The following is a 15,593-nucleotide window of genomic DNA, read 5'->3' as shown; positions in this document are numbered from 1 at the left end:
TCGTTTACAATGCCGCAGCCGATGCTGCCGGATGCAATGCCCGGGTGCGATGAGGGCACTGATATACTCGCGCCATTCTCCGTTCCAGACCCGGACCTTCCCCCGGCATGCCACTCAATATTCCCAATTCCCTGACTTGGGCCCGCATCGTACTCATTCCGATCTTCGTCGGTGTGTTCTACCTGCCGGACAGCCTGCTGTCCGTGCACAGCAAGAACCTGGTCGCGACCGCGCTGTTCGCCGCCGCGGCGATCACCGACTGGTTCGACGGCTATCTCGCCCGTGCGCTCGGCCAGACCTCGGCCTTCGGCGCCTTTCTCGATCCGGTCGCGGACAAGCTGATGGTGGCGGCGGCGCTGATCCTGCTGGTCGAACTGTCGCGCGTCGATGCGATCATCGCCGTCATCATCATCGGCCGCGAGATCACCATTTCCGCGCTGCGCGAATGGATGGCGCGGGTCGGAAAATCCGCCAGCGTGGCCGTGGCCTATGTCGGCAAGCTCAAGACTGCCGCGCAGATGGCGGCGATTCCGCTGCTGCTGTACGACGCGCCGCTGCTGTCGATCGACATTCGCATGCTGGGCAGCGTGCTGCTCTACGTCGCCGCCGCATTGACCCTGTGGTCGATGGGCTACTATCTGCAGCGCGCCATTCCATTGCTGACCGGCGGGCAGGACGGCAAGTAGCGGCCCCGGGGCGGGCAGGGTGCTGATTTCGTACTTGACAGCATGAAATCGCCGCCTATAATGGCGCTCTTTCCCGAGCGGGAATAGCTCAGTTGGTAGAGCGCAACCTTGCCAAGGTTGAGGTCGCGAGTTCGAGACTCGTTTCCCGCTCCAAGCATTCCGGCGGTAGGTCGACGATCTGCCGTACAAGCCAAAAGGCGCGATGGCAGAGTGGTTATGCAGCGGCCTGCAAAGCCGTGTACCCCGGTTCGATTCCGAGTCGCGCCTCCATAAATAGCAGTTGATTCAAGTATATAGCCCGCCATGAGCGGGCTTTTTGTTGCCCGCAATCAGCGTAAAACGGTATAAAGCAGTCCTGTGCCACTCAAATTTGATGGCAAAACCACGCGGCAGCATCACGATTTGCCGTGTACGCGAGTTGCTACCATGGCCACCAAACGTCCCCGCGGTTCTTCCTGGGAGTTCGTCGTCCGCCGCAAGGGCGTGCTCGACAAGCCGGTGTATCTGACCTTCGCCGATGAGGCCGAAGGGGATGCGTACTGCGCACGCCTCGAGGCGCTGCTCGACCGGGGCATTGTGCCCGACGAACTGCGCCGGCAGACGGGCGGGATCGTGACGATCGCGGACGCCATCGACGGCTACCAGGCGGCGCATGCGGTGAAGCCCTCCGACGACGACATCCTGCGCATACAGCGCGAGCGTGTGGGTGCGGTGCGGATCGCGTCACTGGATTATGCGTGGGTCGAAGCCTGGGTGCAGAAAATGAAGCGCGAGCAGGCGCTGGCGCCCTCGACGATCCGGCACCACGTCGGCGCGTTGGCACGGTGCCTGGACTGGCTGGCCCGCAAGCACCCCGAGCGCTTCCCGGGCAACCCGCTGCGGCTGCTGCCAAAGGGCTACGCCAGTTACAACGAGCACGATGCGATTGCCGTGCGCGCGGTGGGTGACGATGCGCCCAAGGACGAAGAGCGCGACCGCCGGCTGCAGCCCGGTGAGGAAGAGGCGATCAGGAAGATTCTGGCGGGCGAGAAGCCGGAAGGCCGACAGCGCCCGCTGGAGCTAAAGGAGGGCGCCGCGCTGGTGACGCTGTTCGACCTGGCGCTGGAAACCTCGATGCGGCTGTCGGAGATGTACACCCTGTCGTGGGCGCAGGTAGATTTCGCCGGCCGCACGATCTACCTCGACAAGACCAAGAACGGCAGCAAGCGCCAGGTGCCGATGACCTCCGTCGCGCTGCGGGTGCTGTCGGCGTACCGGCCGGAGGCGGAGCGGGTTGGGCTGGTGTTTCCTTGGTGGGATGGGCAGCAGACGCGGCTGTCTCGTCGCCGCACAACGTCGCTACTGTCGCGCCAGTTCGCGCGGATCTTCGACGCTGCCGGCTGTGTGGATCTGCGCTTCCACGACCTCCGGCACGAGGGCATCAGCCGGCTCTACGAGCGCACGACGCTCGAGAGCACGGTGATTCGCAAGATGGTGGGGCACATGAGTTCGCGGGCGCATGATCGGTATCTCAATCTGCGGGCGTCTACGGTAGCGGATCGGTTGTGGTGATCAGACCCGCTTGAACTCGACGACCCACACCCACGGGTTCGCGAGCCACGAGCCGGGGCCGTTGATGGACTCCCACAGTGACCTGTAAGAAATCTCTGCGGTGCTGCAAGGCGTCAGGCCAGCGGCCTCTTGCTCAATATCGGCGCAGTAGCGCCTCCACCCGTCTCCTGTGACGGTTTGCTCAATGCCCTCTGCGCGCGCATCCGCCTCGCTGATGTCCTGCAGCCGCTCGACGCGGACGGCGGTGATCTCGAGCAGGATGCGACTGGCCCAGCGGGGCATGTGGATGGACGGGCGCCATGTCTCCACGTGCGGCACGTCGTCCCATGCAATTGTGTCGATCAGGTAGTCATTGCCTTTCGGATGGTCCCGCCCGATTGCGATATTCCCTCCCGCGCGGTATGCGATTACCGGGGTTCCGTCTTCTCTGTCGGTTTCCGCCCACGCCTCACGCACCCACAGTCGGTCGCCGGGCTTTCCAAACGGGCAATGTACGCGCTTCGTTTTGCTGCTTGGGATCGGCGATGCGATTGCCTGGATGTGCGGGCCATTGAAGTCCTGGCCAAAGTTTCTACCGTTCCAACAAAAGTTTCCTTGATCGTCGATGTACGGCTGAGGCTTCACAATTCGCCGCGTCTGCGTCTTCCGACCTTCGAGTATCGCGCGCACCATCGGCGCGCTGAACAGGATGGGGCGCTCTTTCATGCTGTCGCCACCCCCAGACTCGGCAACCGCCCCCGACGCCCGTAGCGCGACTTGGCCGCGCCGCTTGCGGTCTTGACCGCCGGCCGCTCGCTGCGAGCCATCTCGCCGGCTGCGATCCGGCGGGCGTACTCGCGCCGCTCGGCGGTCTGGCGCTCGATCTCGGCACGCAGATAATCCCGCAGGTGCTCAATGTGGAACACGTAGGCCTTCCCGATCTTGCCGGCGGGAAGGCTGCCGACATCGACAAGCTCTTCAAGTGTTTCCGGGCTGGTGTTGAGGTACTCTGCAGCCTCGGTCAGGGATAGGGTTTCCTTGATCATGGTGATTCCTTCTCGATCTCTTTCGCCCATTCGGCCACGATCAGCCCGGCGTCGACCAGCTCGGCGGCATGCTTTGACATCGGGCCGTCGGACAGGCCTGCGTAGTAGTCCATAGCGGCACCGACCTCGATCATCTCGGTGCTCAGGGTGCGCAGGCGTGTGATGATTTCGGTCCTGGTCATTGGGGCTCCAGGCGCATCGCCCGCAGGATGGCGCCGGGGTACTGCTGTGCGGCGCTGATCGATGCATGGTCCTGCTGTGGATACCACGTGATGATGCGGCCGTCCTCACTCATGACTGCCCACCCGTCCGGCGGCCGAGGCGCGAGCATCTTGATAAGGTGTGCTGCCTGGCTGGCGGCGTCGCTCAGGGCATTGTGGTGGGTGCCGATGCGCTCGATCGGCACGTCCCGGTGCATTGCCTTGACGGTGCGATAGCAGCGGTCGTTCCACCAGGACCAGGGGCAAGTTTGTCCGGCGCGCTGGTAGGCGCCGCGCAGGATCACGTTGTCGAAGCTGGCACCGTTGCCCCACACCTGCACACCTTCCTCGCAGGTGTTGCCGATCCATTCCGCGGTCTGATGGAGTGCGTCGGCGATGCGCAGGCCACCGGGGCGTGCGATCTCCTGCCGGGCTTCGGCCCCCTGCTGCAGCCACCAGGACACGGTGCCGGCATCGATGACCCCGCCGCCTTGGACTGAGGATTCCAGCGAGACGCGGTTGTAGTAGCCGGGTCCGAGTTCGCCGCCCTCGATGTCAAATGTAATGACGCCGATCGCAACGATCGCGGCGTCGGGGCCGTTGCCCATTGTCTCGAGGTCGAGCATCACGTTGCTGTAGATCTTGCTCATGCTTGGGCCTCCAGCATGTCGAGGGTGTTCGGGCAGCGGCATCCGGGCGGGTCGTCGGCGGGTTGTCCCTTTCCTCCGGCCGCAGCGCGGCCGCTGGTATTTGTCTTTGCCTTGGCTTTTCTCGCCGCGGTAGCGGCCTGTTTCTTGGGGTTTGCCATGGACTGACCGCCAGCCGGCGCAGCCTTTTCAGCGGCGGCCGTCTTCTCCTCGCCGCTACCTTCGCCTCCCTGCGGAGCTGTGGTAGGGGGTGGAGCAAGATTCGCAGTGGGGGCGTTACCCCGTTTCGGGCTCGATTTTGCCCGGACGGATTCAGGGTCGAGGCCCGCGCGCCGGACGGCATCCAGCAGGGGCTCTGGCGTCGAGATGTTCTCAAGATAGGTGGGGACATCCAGCGTGCCGACCAGCGACAGATCCAGCAGAAGCAAGACCAGTTGGCCTTCGCTCAATTCGCCAATCATTTCGGTCATGCGGCGGATGCGGCGGTAATCGTCGTCTTGATAAGACGAGTCGTCTTCCCGACGTTCCGGAACGTCGGGCACGTACATCCGGGCGAGCTTTTTGCAGGCGTCCGACCCGCGCGATGCCCAAAACTGGCGGGTGACCAGCGCGAGGTCTTCACGGGACAGGGTCGGCTTCTTCGACATGTTGATGGCCGTCCGGCTGGCCTGGTGATGTGCATCGAACAGCGCCCGGCGGAATGCCAGCTCTTGCTTCCGAGCCTTTTCCCGCGCCAGGTCTCTCGGATTGCGGGTGCTGTTGCTCACCTCGATCCCGACGGCCTTCAGCGCCTGGTTCAGATCCTTCCGCGCCACGGCCGGCACCAGCGCGCCAGAACGGACGTCCTCGATCATCACGACTGGCACGTCTTGCCCCTTGATGGCCTTCCTCGCCGTTGTTTCCTTGTCGCCGTAGTAGCTCTTGTGATCCAAGGCGACATACTCGTTGCCGATGCTGCCGCCGTAGATGCCGTGGGGCGCCAGCTTTCTCGCCGCTTCGCCGGTGATGACCCGATGCCCTTGTGCTTCCTTCGCCTTGGCCTGCTTCTGGATGTGTTCGGCCTTCTTGTCGGCGTAGCACTTCGGGTCCGTGCATACGTCTGCACCGACATCCGGGAAGAGCTCCGGGCTATTGCCGGCGCGCTTCGGACAATGGGTGCAGTCGCCAGCGGTGCTGACCAGGGCCGCATCCTTCACGGGAAATGGCGCTTTCTTCAGGTCGAGCATGTAGTGGTTCTGAACGAACTGCGCTGCCGCACGGTAGGACAGCGGGCCGTTCCACCCGTCGAGAATCCTGTCGGCAGCTTCTTCCTGGAGTGCCGGCACGGGGATGCGGGCGATCAGCAGTGCGCGGCTGGCATCCAGATCGCCGGCACGGTAGCGCTCGCGCACCGTCTCGCACAGCGCGGTCAGCTTCAGCCGGCCATAGATGTAGGCGCGGCTCTTGCCGACCTTCTCGGCGAGCTGGTCGGCCGTGTAGCCGTGGTCGCGCATCATGAGCTGGTAGCCCTCGGCTTCTTCCAGCTCGGTCACGTCGCGGCGCTGCAGGTTCTCAACGATCTGCGCCTCGAGCACCTGGCGGGTGTTCAGCGGCCGCACCAGGGCGGGGATGCTGTCCAGGCCGGCGAGCTGTGCGGCCCGGTACCGCCGCTCGCCCGCCACGATTTCATAGGCGGGGCGGTCGGCGCGGCCGTCGGGTGCGGGGTAGTCGTCCGGCCACAGCCGCACCAGGATCGGCTGCATCACGCCTTGCTCGCGGATCGATGCGGCCAGGTCGTCGAGGTCGGCGAAGGTCTTGCGCGGGTTGGTTGGGCTGGGTGCGAGCCGCTGCAGCGCGATCTCGGCGAACGGCGAAAGCGTCTGTTCCATGGTACTCACCTCATCACGTGGCGCGTCACGGTGGCGCCCGGGGCCTGGGTCACGGTCTTGGTGCCATGTGCTGTGGGACTCGTCGTGGCGGCGCCCGGCAACATGGCATCATCACGCTCGGCCAGCGCAGTGGGTTCTTCAGGTGCGGGGAGGGCGCCCATAAAACCGGTGCCGCGGCCGCGCGTGATACGCATGTGCTCCAGCTCGACCTTGGCGGTGTTGATGATCGTCTGCGAGATTTCGCCCACGGCCTTGGCCCGGTCGACGGGCATGGGGTTCTCCGGGTCGTTGAGGCGCTGCAGGGTGTCGAACAAGACCGAGCGCAGGGCGGTGATGTCATTGTTCATGGCTGCTCCTTTCGAGGTAGGTGAGTTTTCGGGAGAGTTGCCGTTTCAGATCCACGACTTGCTTCAGATCGGGCGGCAGGCGGTGCACGGTGTTGCGCCGCATCAGTTCGGCGCGGGTGATCAGCTCGAGATTGTTGATGTCGAGGTTCAGGCGGTCGCCATCGCGGAAGACCAGCGCATGGCCGGCCGGCACGGCGCCGCCGTGCATGCGCCACACCAGGTGATGGATGTGGGCGTAGTCGCGGCGGGTGCATCCGGTGTCGGCGGTCTTGCGCTGCAGATAGCCGTCCTTGGTGACACGGGTGTGGCCGATCGGGTGCCAGGTGTGGGGGCGGTTCCCTTTCTTGAATCGGGTCTGTGCTGATTTGCCGCCCGCCGTGTAGCGGACACCCTTGTTCCATGGCTGTTGTCCTGCCAGAAAGCGGCCGCTGTTGGTGCCCTTGCGCAAGCCCAGGGCTGTGATGCGATTCCTGACTGCGCTACGCGTGCGCCCCAGGTGCCGAGCCACTACGCTGGCCGACAGCTCGGTGTAGAGGCGGCGCAGCGCATCATCGTCGGCTGTGGTCCAGGGGCGCGTTTTCATTGGAAGTTGGCCGCCTTGCACACCAGGCTGCGGATGCCCTGGGGACTGTTGCGCTTGCCGATGAACACGTTGCGCGGGGTGCTCTCGCGGTAGAGCAAGTAAGCGGTGGTGCCGCGCTGGTCGCGACGCTCGACCACGAACAGGCCGTGGTCCTTCGCGATCACCTTGGCTTCCTTCAATTGCTGAAGAGCGGAATGCTGGCGAGTCATCGTGTGGCTCCGGTGTGGGCGAACATCGCCCGGTATGAAGAAAGCGATTCGCTGTAGTCACGGGCGCCAGACTCATGGCGGCGCAGGCGCTGTAGGTAGCGGTAGCGGATGTAGCGGCCGGCGGAGACATGGGCGGGCCAGGCGACATAGCCGAGGAAGGGCACGCCCGCTGCGACGGGGGCCAGGCGGATCTTGTGCGGGTGGATCGTCAGGCCTTCTTCGGCCAGGCGCTGGGTGATCTCGCGGTCGATGTGCCGCAGTTCGTCCGCGGTGTCGGCGATGATCACCAGGTCGTCCACGAACCGGATGTAGCGCTTCACGCCCAGATCCTGTTTGACCCAGTGGTCGAAGTCGCTCAGGAAGATATTGGCCAGTAGCTGGGACGGGAGGTTGCCGGGAGGCATCCCCTTGTCGACGGTGCTGCGGTAGGCGCCGCCGGCCGGAAACAGCTCGTCATAGCGGCCGTCGGTGCGCCACGAATCGATGAGGTCGACGATCAGCCGGCGGATGTCCTGGTCGCCGATGTAGCGCAAGGCGCGTGCCTTCAGCGGGCTGTGCGGGACGGCGTAGAAGTACTTCGAGATGTCGAGCTGCAGGACGAAGCGGGCCGAGGGCGATCGGCAGAAGTTCGCCAGTCGCCGGACGGCTGCATGCGTGCCTCGTCCGGGAAGGTTGCCGTAGGTGTCGGCAATGAACCGTGGCATCCAGATCGACAGCAGATAGTCGTACAGCATCCAGTGCACGATCCGGTCCTTCATGGGGGCATCGACCACGTCGCGGAATTTCTTCTCCTTGACGGTGAATGAGCGGTAGGGGCCGAAGGCATAGGCGCGGCTGCGGAGCTGGTCCTGGATCGTCTTCAGGTACCGCAGCGGATCCTCGCCGAAGCGCTGAATACGGGCGCTGCCGCCCTTGTTGCGGCGGGCCTTGAGCCAGCACTGAAACAGATGGGGCAAGGCGGTGAGCTGCAGGAAGTGGCTGCCACGTTCCGCCGCAGCGCCCGTGGGCCACGCGGCGGTTCCTGGCTGGGCGTCCATGCGCCGTGCTTTCGGGGCGGCTGCCCCCGGAGACTCTCGACCAAGAGTTGGCCTCCCGTGGGCATGCCCATCGTTCAGGCGGTATTGCCTTGGGTCAGCGGAAGCCGATGTTGTCCCACTCGTTGCTCGGCCAGTCGTTGTTGAGGTTGAACGCGCCGGCATTGCGCTCCGAGTTCCAGCTGCCCCCGCGGATGAGGGCATTGCCGGACCTTCCAGAAAGTCCCCGATGTCGATCATGGCGCGCTCCGGGCGGCACGGAGAAGTCCGCCGACCAGGCGGCCAAGCTCGACGGCTAAGCCGGCTCGATGCTCGAAGTTGAGCTTGAGGTGGCTTAGCCGCGGGGTCTGGCTCAAGTAGTGCTTGATGAGGTCGATGTCGGCGGACAGCGCGCACAGCAATGCGGGCTTGTCGTCGGCCAGGCCATAGGCCATGGTGCCGTGGACGATACGGGCCATGCAGGCACGCAAGGGTTCGCCGAACACCGTGCGGATGTCGCGCGGCATCTTCAGAACGTCCTGCAGCAGCAGGGTGTCCAGGTCCTGGGCACGCGCCTTCAGCATGAACCCGGTGTTCTCCGGATTGGTCAGCATCTGCTTGGCAGCGGCTTTGTTCAGTTCGCCACGCTGGCGCAGTTCGACAATGACGTCCTGCAGGATCTGGTCGGACACGGCGTCGAGCACGTCTGCATTGGCTGTCGGCTGGCTGGAGACATAGATCGTGCGGCCGGTGGCCTGGGTGCCGAGCGCGACGGCATAGGGGATGCCGATTTGCGACACGATCGGCCACAGCCGCCGCTTGAAGTTGCCCGCGGGAAACCCGACACGCAGGTGCGGGTCTGCCGCGGTACCGACCAGCTTGAGCTGGTAGCGTTTGAGCGTGCTCAGGGCGTAGGCCGTGCGGTCGTAGCCGTGCAGGAACGTGCCTGCCTGCACCAGGATGAGGTGCCCCGGATACCGGGCTTCGAGCTTGCGCGCGATCTCTGCTGTCGGGTCGGCCTGGCCGAGGCCTGCGTCCACGCCCTTGAAGGCGCGCAGCGAGAATTCGGTCAGTTCGTCGGTGGTGGGAGTGTGTTCAGTCATGGTGCTTTCCCGGTGCGCCCTGGTCACCGCTACCGCGATGCCCAGGGACAGGAGGCCAGTGTCCAGATACCGTCAGCGGGTGCAGCGGAAGCCGACGCTGCCCCACTCGTCGCTCGGCCAGTGGTAGTTGAGGCCGAACGCGCCGGCACAGCGCCCCGAGCGCCAGCAGCCCCCGCGGATGAGGGCATCGCCGGACCAGTCGCCGCCGGGCTCGGGGCGCCAGCCCATGCCCTTCTCCATCGACGGGAAGGGCGCCTGCAGCGAGATGGAATCCGTAGCGAAGGGGCGCGCGATGAGGCCGTCGGCGTCGCCCTGAACGTCGTCGTGGATCCACGTGAAGGCGTTGCCGGCCACGTCGAACACCCGCTCGCCATTCGAAAGGACGAACCAGCGGCGCTCGTCGGGATCCGGCGATTCGTAGGTACCCGGCTGGGCGCTGTTCACGCTCCATTTGTGCAGGCCCTGGTGGAGCGCACCTGCACCGACCGCCCCGCCGGTCCAGTTCTCCGGCTGTTGGGCGACGTTCCAGGCCAGCGCCAGGGCCTGGCGCTCGGTGATCAATGCGAAGCTGGCATCCCGGCAGGCCTGCACGGCATCGCGGTAGTTGATTTCCACCCAAGGGGCGGCATCGGCGGTGACTTGGGCGCGGCCGTCTGCGCTGCGGCTGCAGAGGTAGCGGCCGACCTGGAAGGCAGGGACGATGCTGCCGTCGGGGAGGGTGGTATCAGGGACGATGGCGAAGGGTGTGGGTGCAGACGTCTGCATGGTGGGCTCCAGGTGGAGTGGAGAGGGGGGGGCGTGCTGCTCCTGTTCGGCAACAGCGAGTCCTCGGGAGAAAACGGTGTCGATGAAGGCGTGTTCGTCGAATGCCTGGGCCTGGTCGCGTTGCTTGGCGAGCAACAGTTCCAGGCGGCTGGCTTGGGCCGGGGTGAGGTATGCGGTAACGGGCACCATGTCGCCGTCCGGCTGAACAAGGGGGGCAGGAATCCAGCTCATTGCAAGCACACCAGGATGGCGAGGCCGACGACGGCGAGGACGATCAGGTAGCCGCGCCAGAAACGGGCAATCGCACGACGGGTCGTGGTATCCATGACCTTGCTCCCCATCAGGCCAGCAAGCTGGTCTTGGCCCGGTGCTCGACGGCGCGCCGGATTGCATCGGCACTGTCTGGCAAAGGGGGCAGGCCTGCGCGCGCCCGCAACTGGTCGACGCGGGCGCGCTGGTCGGCGATGACGATGGGCGCCCGCGCTTCCAGGAACGCCAGGTCAGCCTCGGCGGCCTGCAGGCGCAAGCGGCGCGCTGCGTTGATCAAACGGGTGATGGCGGTCATTGCGGTAGGCCTCCGGTCAAGTCGAGGGTGATGCGGCGGATGCCGCAGGCGTTGAGAAAAGCGACGGCGCGGCCGACGTTGGGGAACAGGCGGAACTGCCCGCTGGTGGAATGGAGCCAGCGCGGACGGTCTGCCGGGCCGACGGCCACGGCGTAGCCCTGCGGGCTTGCAACGAGGGTGATGGGCGTGCCGTCGGGCACGTGTCCTAGCGCCGGGGGCGTGATGGCGGTCCGGGCGTCCATGTCAGGCGCGCTCCACCGTTGTGGCGGTGGCGATGGCCGCCCGCAGCTTGCCGAGCGCCACTGCCTCGGGGTCGGTGCTGCTGGCAAGCCAGCCCTGGCGCGCCAGTACCGCCTCGGCCGCCCGGGCGGCATCGAGCAACTGCGGCGCGGCGGCGATCAGCGCCAGGTTGGCGTTGATCTCGGCATTGGTTTGATCGCGGTCAGAAAACGCGAAGCCCCAGCCCATGTGCTCGACATCCAGAATGGTGTGAACCGCGTACTGCCTGGGGTCCGGATCGGCCGGCTGCAGGCTGTAGTCGTTCCATTGCCAGGGGCCCGGGGTGTGTCCAGGCGTGTGCACTGCTTGGGTTTCCATGTGACGCCTCGCTGTGTTGTGCGGGGTCACTGCTGACGCAGCGACCCGAGACCAGGGATCAGGCACCAATGGGGAGGGTGCAGCGGAAGCCGATGCAGCCCCACTCGTTGCTCGGCCAGTCGACGCTGAGGTAGAACGCGCCGGCATTGCGCCCCGAGTTCCAGCTGCCCCCGCGGATGAGGGCACTGCCGGACCAGTTGGCGCCGACGGTGGGGCGCCAGCCCATGCCCTTCTCGAGGCTGGGGTGGGGCGCTTGCAGGGAGATCGAATCGGGCGCGAACGGGCGGGCGACAAGTCCCTCGGCGTCGCCCTGGACGTCATCGAAGATCCAGGCGAACGCGTTGCCGGCCACGTCGAAAATCCGCTGGCCGTTGCTGAGCTGATGCCAGCGCCGTTCGTCCGGATCGTCGGACTGGTAGTCCGGTCCCTGGGCGCAATCCACGTTGCCCTTGTGCAGGCCCTGGTAGAGCCGGCCTTCGCCGACCTTGCCGCCGGTCCAGTTGATGTCCTGTGCGGCGATGTCGAAGGCGATGGCCAGCGCCTGGCGCTCGGTCAGCAGCTTGGTGCCGGCGCGCTCGCACGCGGCGATGGCATCGCGGTGGCTCACTTCCACCCAGGGCGTGCCGTCCGCGCGCTTGCTGCACAGGTACTGCCCGACCTTGAAGCTCGGCACGATGCTGCCGTCCGGCAAGGTGGTTTCCGGCATGGTCACGAATTCACCGAGCACGATGGGGTCCGCGATCAGCGTGCGCAGGTCGCGGGCGAGCAGGGGGTAATCGTCCTCGCAGGAGTCGATATAGGTCCGCACCGCTTCTTTGGCGTGCGCGTCGTGGTCCAGATCGAGCACGAAGTAACGTGCGCCGTGGCGGTCGCCGCCGGGGGCGTCCCGACCGTCGAGGCGGCTGACAGAGAACTTGTTGAGCAGGCCCTGCTCGGTGGCGGGGTGCGGGGTGTGTGCAGACGTCTGCATTGCGGTCTCCAAGAGTGGAGGCCCGCCTACCGGCGGGCCGGTAGGGTTAAGCGGTCTGGAACACGAAGGACGAAGCGCGGTAGCCGTATTGGCGGGCTGCGTATTCCAGCCCCTTGGCGATGATGAGCGCGTACTGCTTGACCATCTCGGCCGAGGGCTTGCCGTTGCCGCTGTAGCGCTTGGTGTCGCGCTGGATCAGGCGGACGAAGCAGTCGGCGCCGATGGTGCCCTTTTCCGGCGTGACGACACCCAGCTTCAGCGGGCGGCCGCAGTGCTCGCAGTTGCAGTCGCGGGTGTAGCCGGTGATTGAGAGGGTGTTCATGTTGGCTCCATCTCCTGAGCGCCGGCCCGGTGGGCGCGGTGCGGTGGGGTGCGGTGGGGTGCGGTGGGGTGTTGGTGTAATTATCACGATCGCGATTGGTGATGTCAATCGCTATCGTGATAATTTTCGGCGACATGGCTCAGACGCAAGAAAGCCCGCACTCAGCGGGCTTGCATTTTTATATAAATACTTAGATAATCTAGTGCATGAAAACACTGCGCTTCGTCGGTTCGAGCCTGGACGATCTGAAGAATTTTCCGGCAGAGGCTCGCCGGGATGCAGGCTTCGAGCTGGATGCGGTGCAGCGCGGGCTGATGCCCTCCGACTTCAAGCCGATGCTGGCGGTCGGGCCGGGGGCTTACGAAATCCGGGTGCGGGTGCTGGGTGAATGGCGGGTCATCTACGTCGCCAAGTTCGAGCGTGCGGTGTATGTGTTGCACGCCTTCCAGAAGAAAACCCAGAAAACGCGCAAGGAAGACATCGAACTTGCGGCGCGCCGTTACAGGCAGATCGAGGAGTAAAACATGCAGACCGAATCCGTCGTCGAGTCCTCGGGCAACGTGTTTGCCGATCTTGGTTTCTCACCCGAAGAGGCAACGCTGCTGGCAATGCGTGCCGAGTTGATGGCGCACCTGCGAGAAACCATCGCCCGCGAGGGCTGGACTCAGGCGCAGGCGGCGCAGCGGCTGGGAGTGGGGCAGTCCAGGGTGTCAGACTTGGTGCGTGGCAAGTACGACAAGTTCAGCCTGGATATGCTGGTGACGCTTTCTACCCGCGCCGGGGGGCGTGTGGAATTGGCGGTCGGCTGATTGGCTGTATCTCGTCCGCCCATGTCCGCAGGCCTATGCGGCCAGCAAGCTACCATTGACGGGGAGTTTGAGTGACTCGATCTGAGGGGGGGGATTCAGGCGAGGGTCGAGGATCAGCAACTCGCAGCCGACGCGCTTGACTTGGGCCGAGTAGTTCAACTGGCTGCTGTAAAGAGGGTAGCGTGCGTACAGTTCGCGTATCTCCGGCGTGTCGTCATAGGTCACGATCCACCGCCGCTCGATTGAATGAACAGCCTTTGCCAGCACTGCATGATCGTCTTTCTGGTAGGCATTGGTGTAAAGCTCCTGCCCTTTGTTGAAGTAGGGCGGGTCCAGATTGACCAGTGTGTTTTTCCCCGTTTCTGGCAAGACTGTGCTGATGAACTCGACCGCATCGAGCTTTGACAGGCCGATGCGTTGCCGGTTGGCAGCGATACGCTTTATCTTGCGGATCAGGTCCTTTCTGTTGAAGCGGCAATCCAGTTTGTAGTTGCCATCCTGCTTCAGTCCGCCGATGACGCCTGCCTTCAGAATGCCGGAGCGGTTGGTTCGGTTCAGAAACAGTGTCGAAAACCCTCGGGCGAGTAGGTCATGCCCGGATGTTAAATGGATTTCCCGCTGGCGGTGCCACTCGTCCATGTCTACCTTGACGGTTTCGACCAAGGTGCATAACTCTTCGCTCTGGTTCAGCACCGAATGCCAAAAAGCATAGATGGATTCGTCGAAATCGTTCAGATGGATGCGATGGACGTAGCCGTTCAGCAATAGCGTCATGGCAATGCCGGCGCCGCCGGCAAAGGGCTCTGCGTACTCGCCATAGAACAGGCCATTGCTGCGCAGAACCTCGACGATCAAAGGGGCAAGTTGGGACTTGCCGCCAGGGTAGCGGAGGGGAGTGTCGGTGGTAGGCATGGCCGGATGCTACTTCTTGTCAGTGCGTTTGGCCAGCCCCTTACTCGATCTCCTTGAGGACGTGCCTGATCACCTCTTCAAGGGAGTCCCACATCCGTATTGCATTTTCTCTGGTCGGAATTGCCCCGCCATGCACGAAATGACCGATAGTGTCAGGTGAGTAACGGTTGTCCTTCTCACTTGCTATTGTGCGTAGAAACTTTAGCTTGCCTTCAGTTAACCCGTCTGTCTGCAGGATGTCCGCCATCGATGTGAGTTTGGCGTGCAATGCTTGTGGATTCTTCCCGCCGCGCTTGGTGAGGAAGAGTACGGTCATCCGCTCAATGACTGCGCGAAGCAGATAAGTGGCCGCAAAGCTGAACGTGCCAGCATGCAGCTCGCGAAGCTCGTCGTACAGGCGCTTGAGGATGGGGTCGTTTATTCTGGCGCCGAATGCCTTGGGAATGACGATATCGCGATCATCCGGGCTTTTGTTGTTACGCCGGCGGGTCCCGCGCTCTTCAGCCTGCGATGGCGCTGGTTCCGGGGCCGCATTCAGGTCATTTGGTTTTTGCCCACGCGTTATGGGGGCTTCACCTTCTGCGCGTAGCTTCTCAGCATAAGCTTTCCTCTCGTCGGCGTCCGTTCTTGAGTGAACGCCAGACTCAGGGTTAAGCGCATCGGTCAAGAAGCGTGTCACGGCACGGTCGAACTCTCTTTGGGGAACGGTGATCGTCAGCGTCTTGTTGTCCTGCAGCCCTAGAGTGTCTCGAAACACAGGGTTGCTCAGAAATCGGGTAACGGTGGTAACGCTGATTTTCGCCAGTTCTTGTGGCGTCAGCAGGTTATAACGCCGGGCATAGTCGATGAGCTGGGTCGCCTGGATGTTAGGGTTCTTCGGTTTGTCGCCGCTGGCATTGAACCGGGCCTTCTGCTGAGAATTCCATTGTCGCGTGCCAACACCATCTTGCTCCCCCTCGTGCCGTAGTGACATCCAGGGGCGTACTTCCTGAGAAGAACGAAAAATAACAACTTCAAGGGTATTGAGCCTGCCAACCTGATTGGACAAGTCGCGGAAGTATTTCTTGTTGGCTTCAGTGTCTGCTTTGTCCGGGTCAGCGAGCAACTTGAGGGCGCACAGGCGTCGATTTCCCTCCGCGCTGACATATGCACCGGTAATCGTCGGGTGTGGAACGACACCCATTCGCTCCAATGGGCTGGTTCCACCGGCGGCAGCGATGTTGCGCGCCAACTGCTTGACGGATTCGTGCTTGATGAGGTGGGCAATGATCTCCGGCTCTGAAGCGATGGGCTCATGGCGCGGGTTGTTGTTGTCCAGGTAGATCTGGTCGATTGCGATGGTACCTACTTTGTACGTCATTCATTCCCCCTCGGCATCAAGGCATCGCCTCTACAGGCGGGCATGTTCTGATGCTCTTATT

22 protein-coding genes and 2 tRNA genes are annotated in these 15,593 nt (G+C 63.9%); 6 read left to right on the top strand and 18 right to left on the bottom strand.

The genetic code is table 11. The features are described 5' to 3' along the window. Positions 1 to 107: 107 nt before the first annotated feature. The 4 genes from pgsA to TBU01S_RS18300 all read left to right on the top strand — a co-directional run bounded on the left by pgsA (position 108) and on the right by TBU01S_RS18300 (position 2,237). The gene (gene pgsA / locus TBU01S_RS18315; RefSeq protein ID WP_068638772.1) at positions 108 to 686 is read left to right on the top strand and encodes a CDP-diacylglycerol--glycerol-3-phosphate 3-phosphatidyltransferase; all 579 of its coding nucleotides are present in this window, start codon (positions 108 to 110) and stop codon (positions 684 to 686) included. Positions 687 to 763: 77 nt separating this feature from the next. Continuing rightward, positions 764 to 839: transfer RNA gene (locus tag TBU01S_RS18310), tRNA-Gly, on the top strand. 43 nt (positions 840 to 882) lie between these two features. Further along, positions 883 to 956, top strand: a tRNA-Cys gene (locus TBU01S_RS18305). A gap of 156 nt (positions 957 to 1,112) precedes the next feature. Next, the gene (locus tag TBU01S_RS18300) at positions 1,113 to 2,237 is read left to right on the top strand and encodes a site-specific integrase (protein WP_068638770.1); all 1,125 of its coding nucleotides are present in this window, start codon (positions 1,113 to 1,115) and stop codon (positions 2,235 to 2,237) included. On the opposite strand, the gene TBU01S_RS18295 is transcribed toward TBU01S_RS18300, so the two are convergent. From TBU01S_RS18295 to TBU01S_RS18220, 16 genes are all read right to left on the bottom strand, one after another. After that, positions 2,238 to 2,942, bottom strand: coding sequence for a hypothetical protein (locus TBU01S_RS18295; RefSeq protein ID WP_068638768.1), 705 nt, complete (start codon positions 2,940 to 2,942; stop codon positions 2,238 to 2,240). Continuing rightward, positions 2,939 to 3,262, bottom strand: a complete 324-nt coding sequence (locus TBU01S_RS24040; RefSeq protein ID WP_068638766.1) for a helix-turn-helix domain-containing protein — start codon at positions 3,260 to 3,262, stop codon at positions 2,939 to 2,941. The genes TBU01S_RS18295 and TBU01S_RS24040 overlap by 4 nt, the downstream gene beginning before the upstream one ends. Beyond that, complete coding sequence (locus tag TBU01S_RS24035; protein ID WP_068638764.1) at positions 3,259 to 3,444, bottom strand: hypothetical protein; 186 nt, start codon at positions 3,442 to 3,444, stop codon at positions 3,259 to 3,261. The genes TBU01S_RS24040 and TBU01S_RS24035 overlap by 4 nt, the downstream gene beginning before the upstream one ends. Beyond that, positions 3,441 to 4,112, bottom strand: a complete 672-nt coding sequence (locus tag TBU01S_RS18280; RefSeq protein ID WP_068638762.1) for a 3'-5' exonuclease — start codon at positions 4,110 to 4,112, stop codon at positions 3,441 to 3,443. Before TBU01S_RS18280 ends, TBU01S_RS24035 begins: the two co-directional genes overlap by 4 nt. Beyond that, a complete protein-coding gene (locus TBU01S_RS18275; RefSeq protein ID WP_068638759.1) occupies positions 4,109 to 5,977 on the bottom strand; it encodes a ParB/RepB/Spo0J family partition protein in 1,869 nt (622 codons plus the stop codon). Before TBU01S_RS18275 ends, TBU01S_RS18280 begins: the two co-directional genes overlap by 4 nt. Before the next feature lie 5 nt (positions 5,978 to 5,982). After that, positions 5,983 to 6,324, bottom strand: coding sequence for a hypothetical protein (locus TBU01S_RS23250; protein WP_083953708.1), 342 nt, complete (start codon positions 6,322 to 6,324; stop codon positions 5,983 to 5,985). Continuing rightward, positions 6,314 to 6,907 carry an HNH endonuclease signature motif containing protein gene (locus TBU01S_RS18265; protein ID WP_068638757.1) on the bottom strand — a complete coding sequence of 198 codons (594 nt, stop codon included), beginning with the start codon at positions 6,905 to 6,907 and terminating at the stop codon, positions 6,314 to 6,316. Before TBU01S_RS18265 ends, TBU01S_RS23250 begins: the two co-directional genes overlap by 11 nt. Beyond that, positions 6,904 to 7,116: a hypothetical protein gene (locus TBU01S_RS18260; RefSeq protein WP_068638755.1), complete on the bottom strand. Its 213-nt coding sequence runs from the start codon at positions 7,114 to 7,116 to the stop codon at positions 6,904 to 6,906. The genes TBU01S_RS18265 and TBU01S_RS18260 overlap by 4 nt, the downstream gene beginning before the upstream one ends. Continuing rightward, positions 7,113 to 8,153: an RNA-directed DNA polymerase gene (locus TBU01S_RS18255; RefSeq protein WP_083953707.1), complete on the bottom strand. Its 1,041-nt coding sequence runs from the start codon at positions 8,151 to 8,153 to the stop codon at positions 7,113 to 7,115. The genes TBU01S_RS18260 and TBU01S_RS18255 overlap by 4 nt, the downstream gene beginning before the upstream one ends. Positions 8,154 to 8,386: 233 nt before the next feature. Next, positions 8,387 to 9,232: a four helix bundle protein gene (locus TBU01S_RS18250; protein ID WP_068638753.1), complete on the bottom strand. Its 846-nt coding sequence runs from the start codon at positions 9,230 to 9,232 to the stop codon at positions 8,387 to 8,389. A 72-nt stretch (positions 9,233 to 9,304) separates the two neighbouring features. Then, positions 9,305 to 10,186: a hypothetical protein gene (locus TBU01S_RS18245; protein WP_068638751.1), complete on the bottom strand. Its 882-nt coding sequence runs from the start codon at positions 10,184 to 10,186 to the stop codon at positions 9,305 to 9,307. A gap of 151 nt (positions 10,187 to 10,337) precedes the next feature. After that, on the bottom strand, positions 10,338 to 10,562 hold the full coding sequence (locus tag TBU01S_RS18240; RefSeq protein WP_068638749.1) for a hypothetical protein: 225 nt from the start codon (positions 10,560 to 10,562) through the stop codon (positions 10,338 to 10,340). Further along, on the bottom strand, positions 10,559 to 10,804 hold the full coding sequence (locus TBU01S_RS18235) for a hypothetical protein (protein WP_068638747.1): 246 nt from the start codon (positions 10,802 to 10,804) through the stop codon (positions 10,559 to 10,561). Before TBU01S_RS18235 ends, TBU01S_RS18240 begins: the two co-directional genes overlap by 4 nt. A gap of 1 nt (position 10,805) precedes the next feature. Continuing rightward, a complete protein-coding gene (locus TBU01S_RS18230) occupies positions 10,806 to 11,159 on the bottom strand; it encodes an XkdD/Y8K6 family phage-associated protein (RefSeq protein WP_068638746.1) in 354 nt (117 codons plus the stop codon). A gap of 58 nt (positions 11,160 to 11,217) precedes the next feature. Continuing rightward, entirely contained in the window at positions 11,218 to 12,129 is a 912-nt protein-coding gene (locus tag TBU01S_RS18225) for a hypothetical protein (protein WP_068638744.1), read from the bottom strand. 46 nt (positions 12,130 to 12,175) lie between these two features. Beyond that, positions 12,176 to 12,451 (bottom strand): hypothetical protein, encoded by a 276-nt coding sequence (locus TBU01S_RS18220; protein WP_068635047.1) that lies wholly within the window; start codon positions 12,449 to 12,451, stop codon positions 12,176 to 12,178. A gap of 206 nt (positions 12,452 to 12,657) precedes the next feature. On the opposite strand from TBU01S_RS18220, the gene TBU01S_RS18215 reads away from it, so the two are divergent. Beyond that, positions 12,658 to 12,972, top strand: a complete 315-nt coding sequence (locus TBU01S_RS18215; RefSeq protein WP_068638742.1) for a type II toxin-antitoxin system RelE/ParE family toxin — start codon at positions 12,658 to 12,660, stop codon at positions 12,970 to 12,972. Between the two features lie 3 nt (positions 12,973 to 12,975). Further along, a complete protein-coding gene (locus tag TBU01S_RS18210) occupies positions 12,976 to 13,260 on the top strand; it encodes a helix-turn-helix domain-containing protein (RefSeq protein WP_068638740.1) in 285 nt (94 codons plus the stop codon). Between the two features lie 33 nt (positions 13,261 to 13,293). Here the strand turns inward: TBU01S_RS18210 and TBU01S_RS18205 are convergent, their stop codons facing one another. Then, complete coding sequence (locus tag TBU01S_RS18205; RefSeq protein ID WP_068638738.1) at positions 13,294 to 14,172, bottom strand: DNA adenine methylase; 879 nt, start codon at positions 14,170 to 14,172, stop codon at positions 13,294 to 13,296. Positions 14,173 to 14,212: 40 nt separating this feature from the next. Continuing rightward, the gene (locus tag TBU01S_RS18200) at positions 14,213 to 15,532 is read right to left on the bottom strand and encodes a hypothetical protein (protein ID WP_068638736.1); all 1,320 of its coding nucleotides are present in this window, start codon (positions 15,530 to 15,532) and stop codon (positions 14,213 to 14,215) included. Positions 15,533 to 15,593: the final 61 nt, after the last annotated feature.

Source organism: Thauera butanivorans NBRC 103042 (assembly GCF_001591165.1).
GTDB classification, from domain to species: domain Bacteria; phylum Pseudomonadota; class Gammaproteobacteria; order Burkholderiales; family Rhodocyclaceae; genus Thauera; species Thauera butanivorans.
This window is presented reverse-complemented; position numbering and strand designations above follow the sequence as displayed.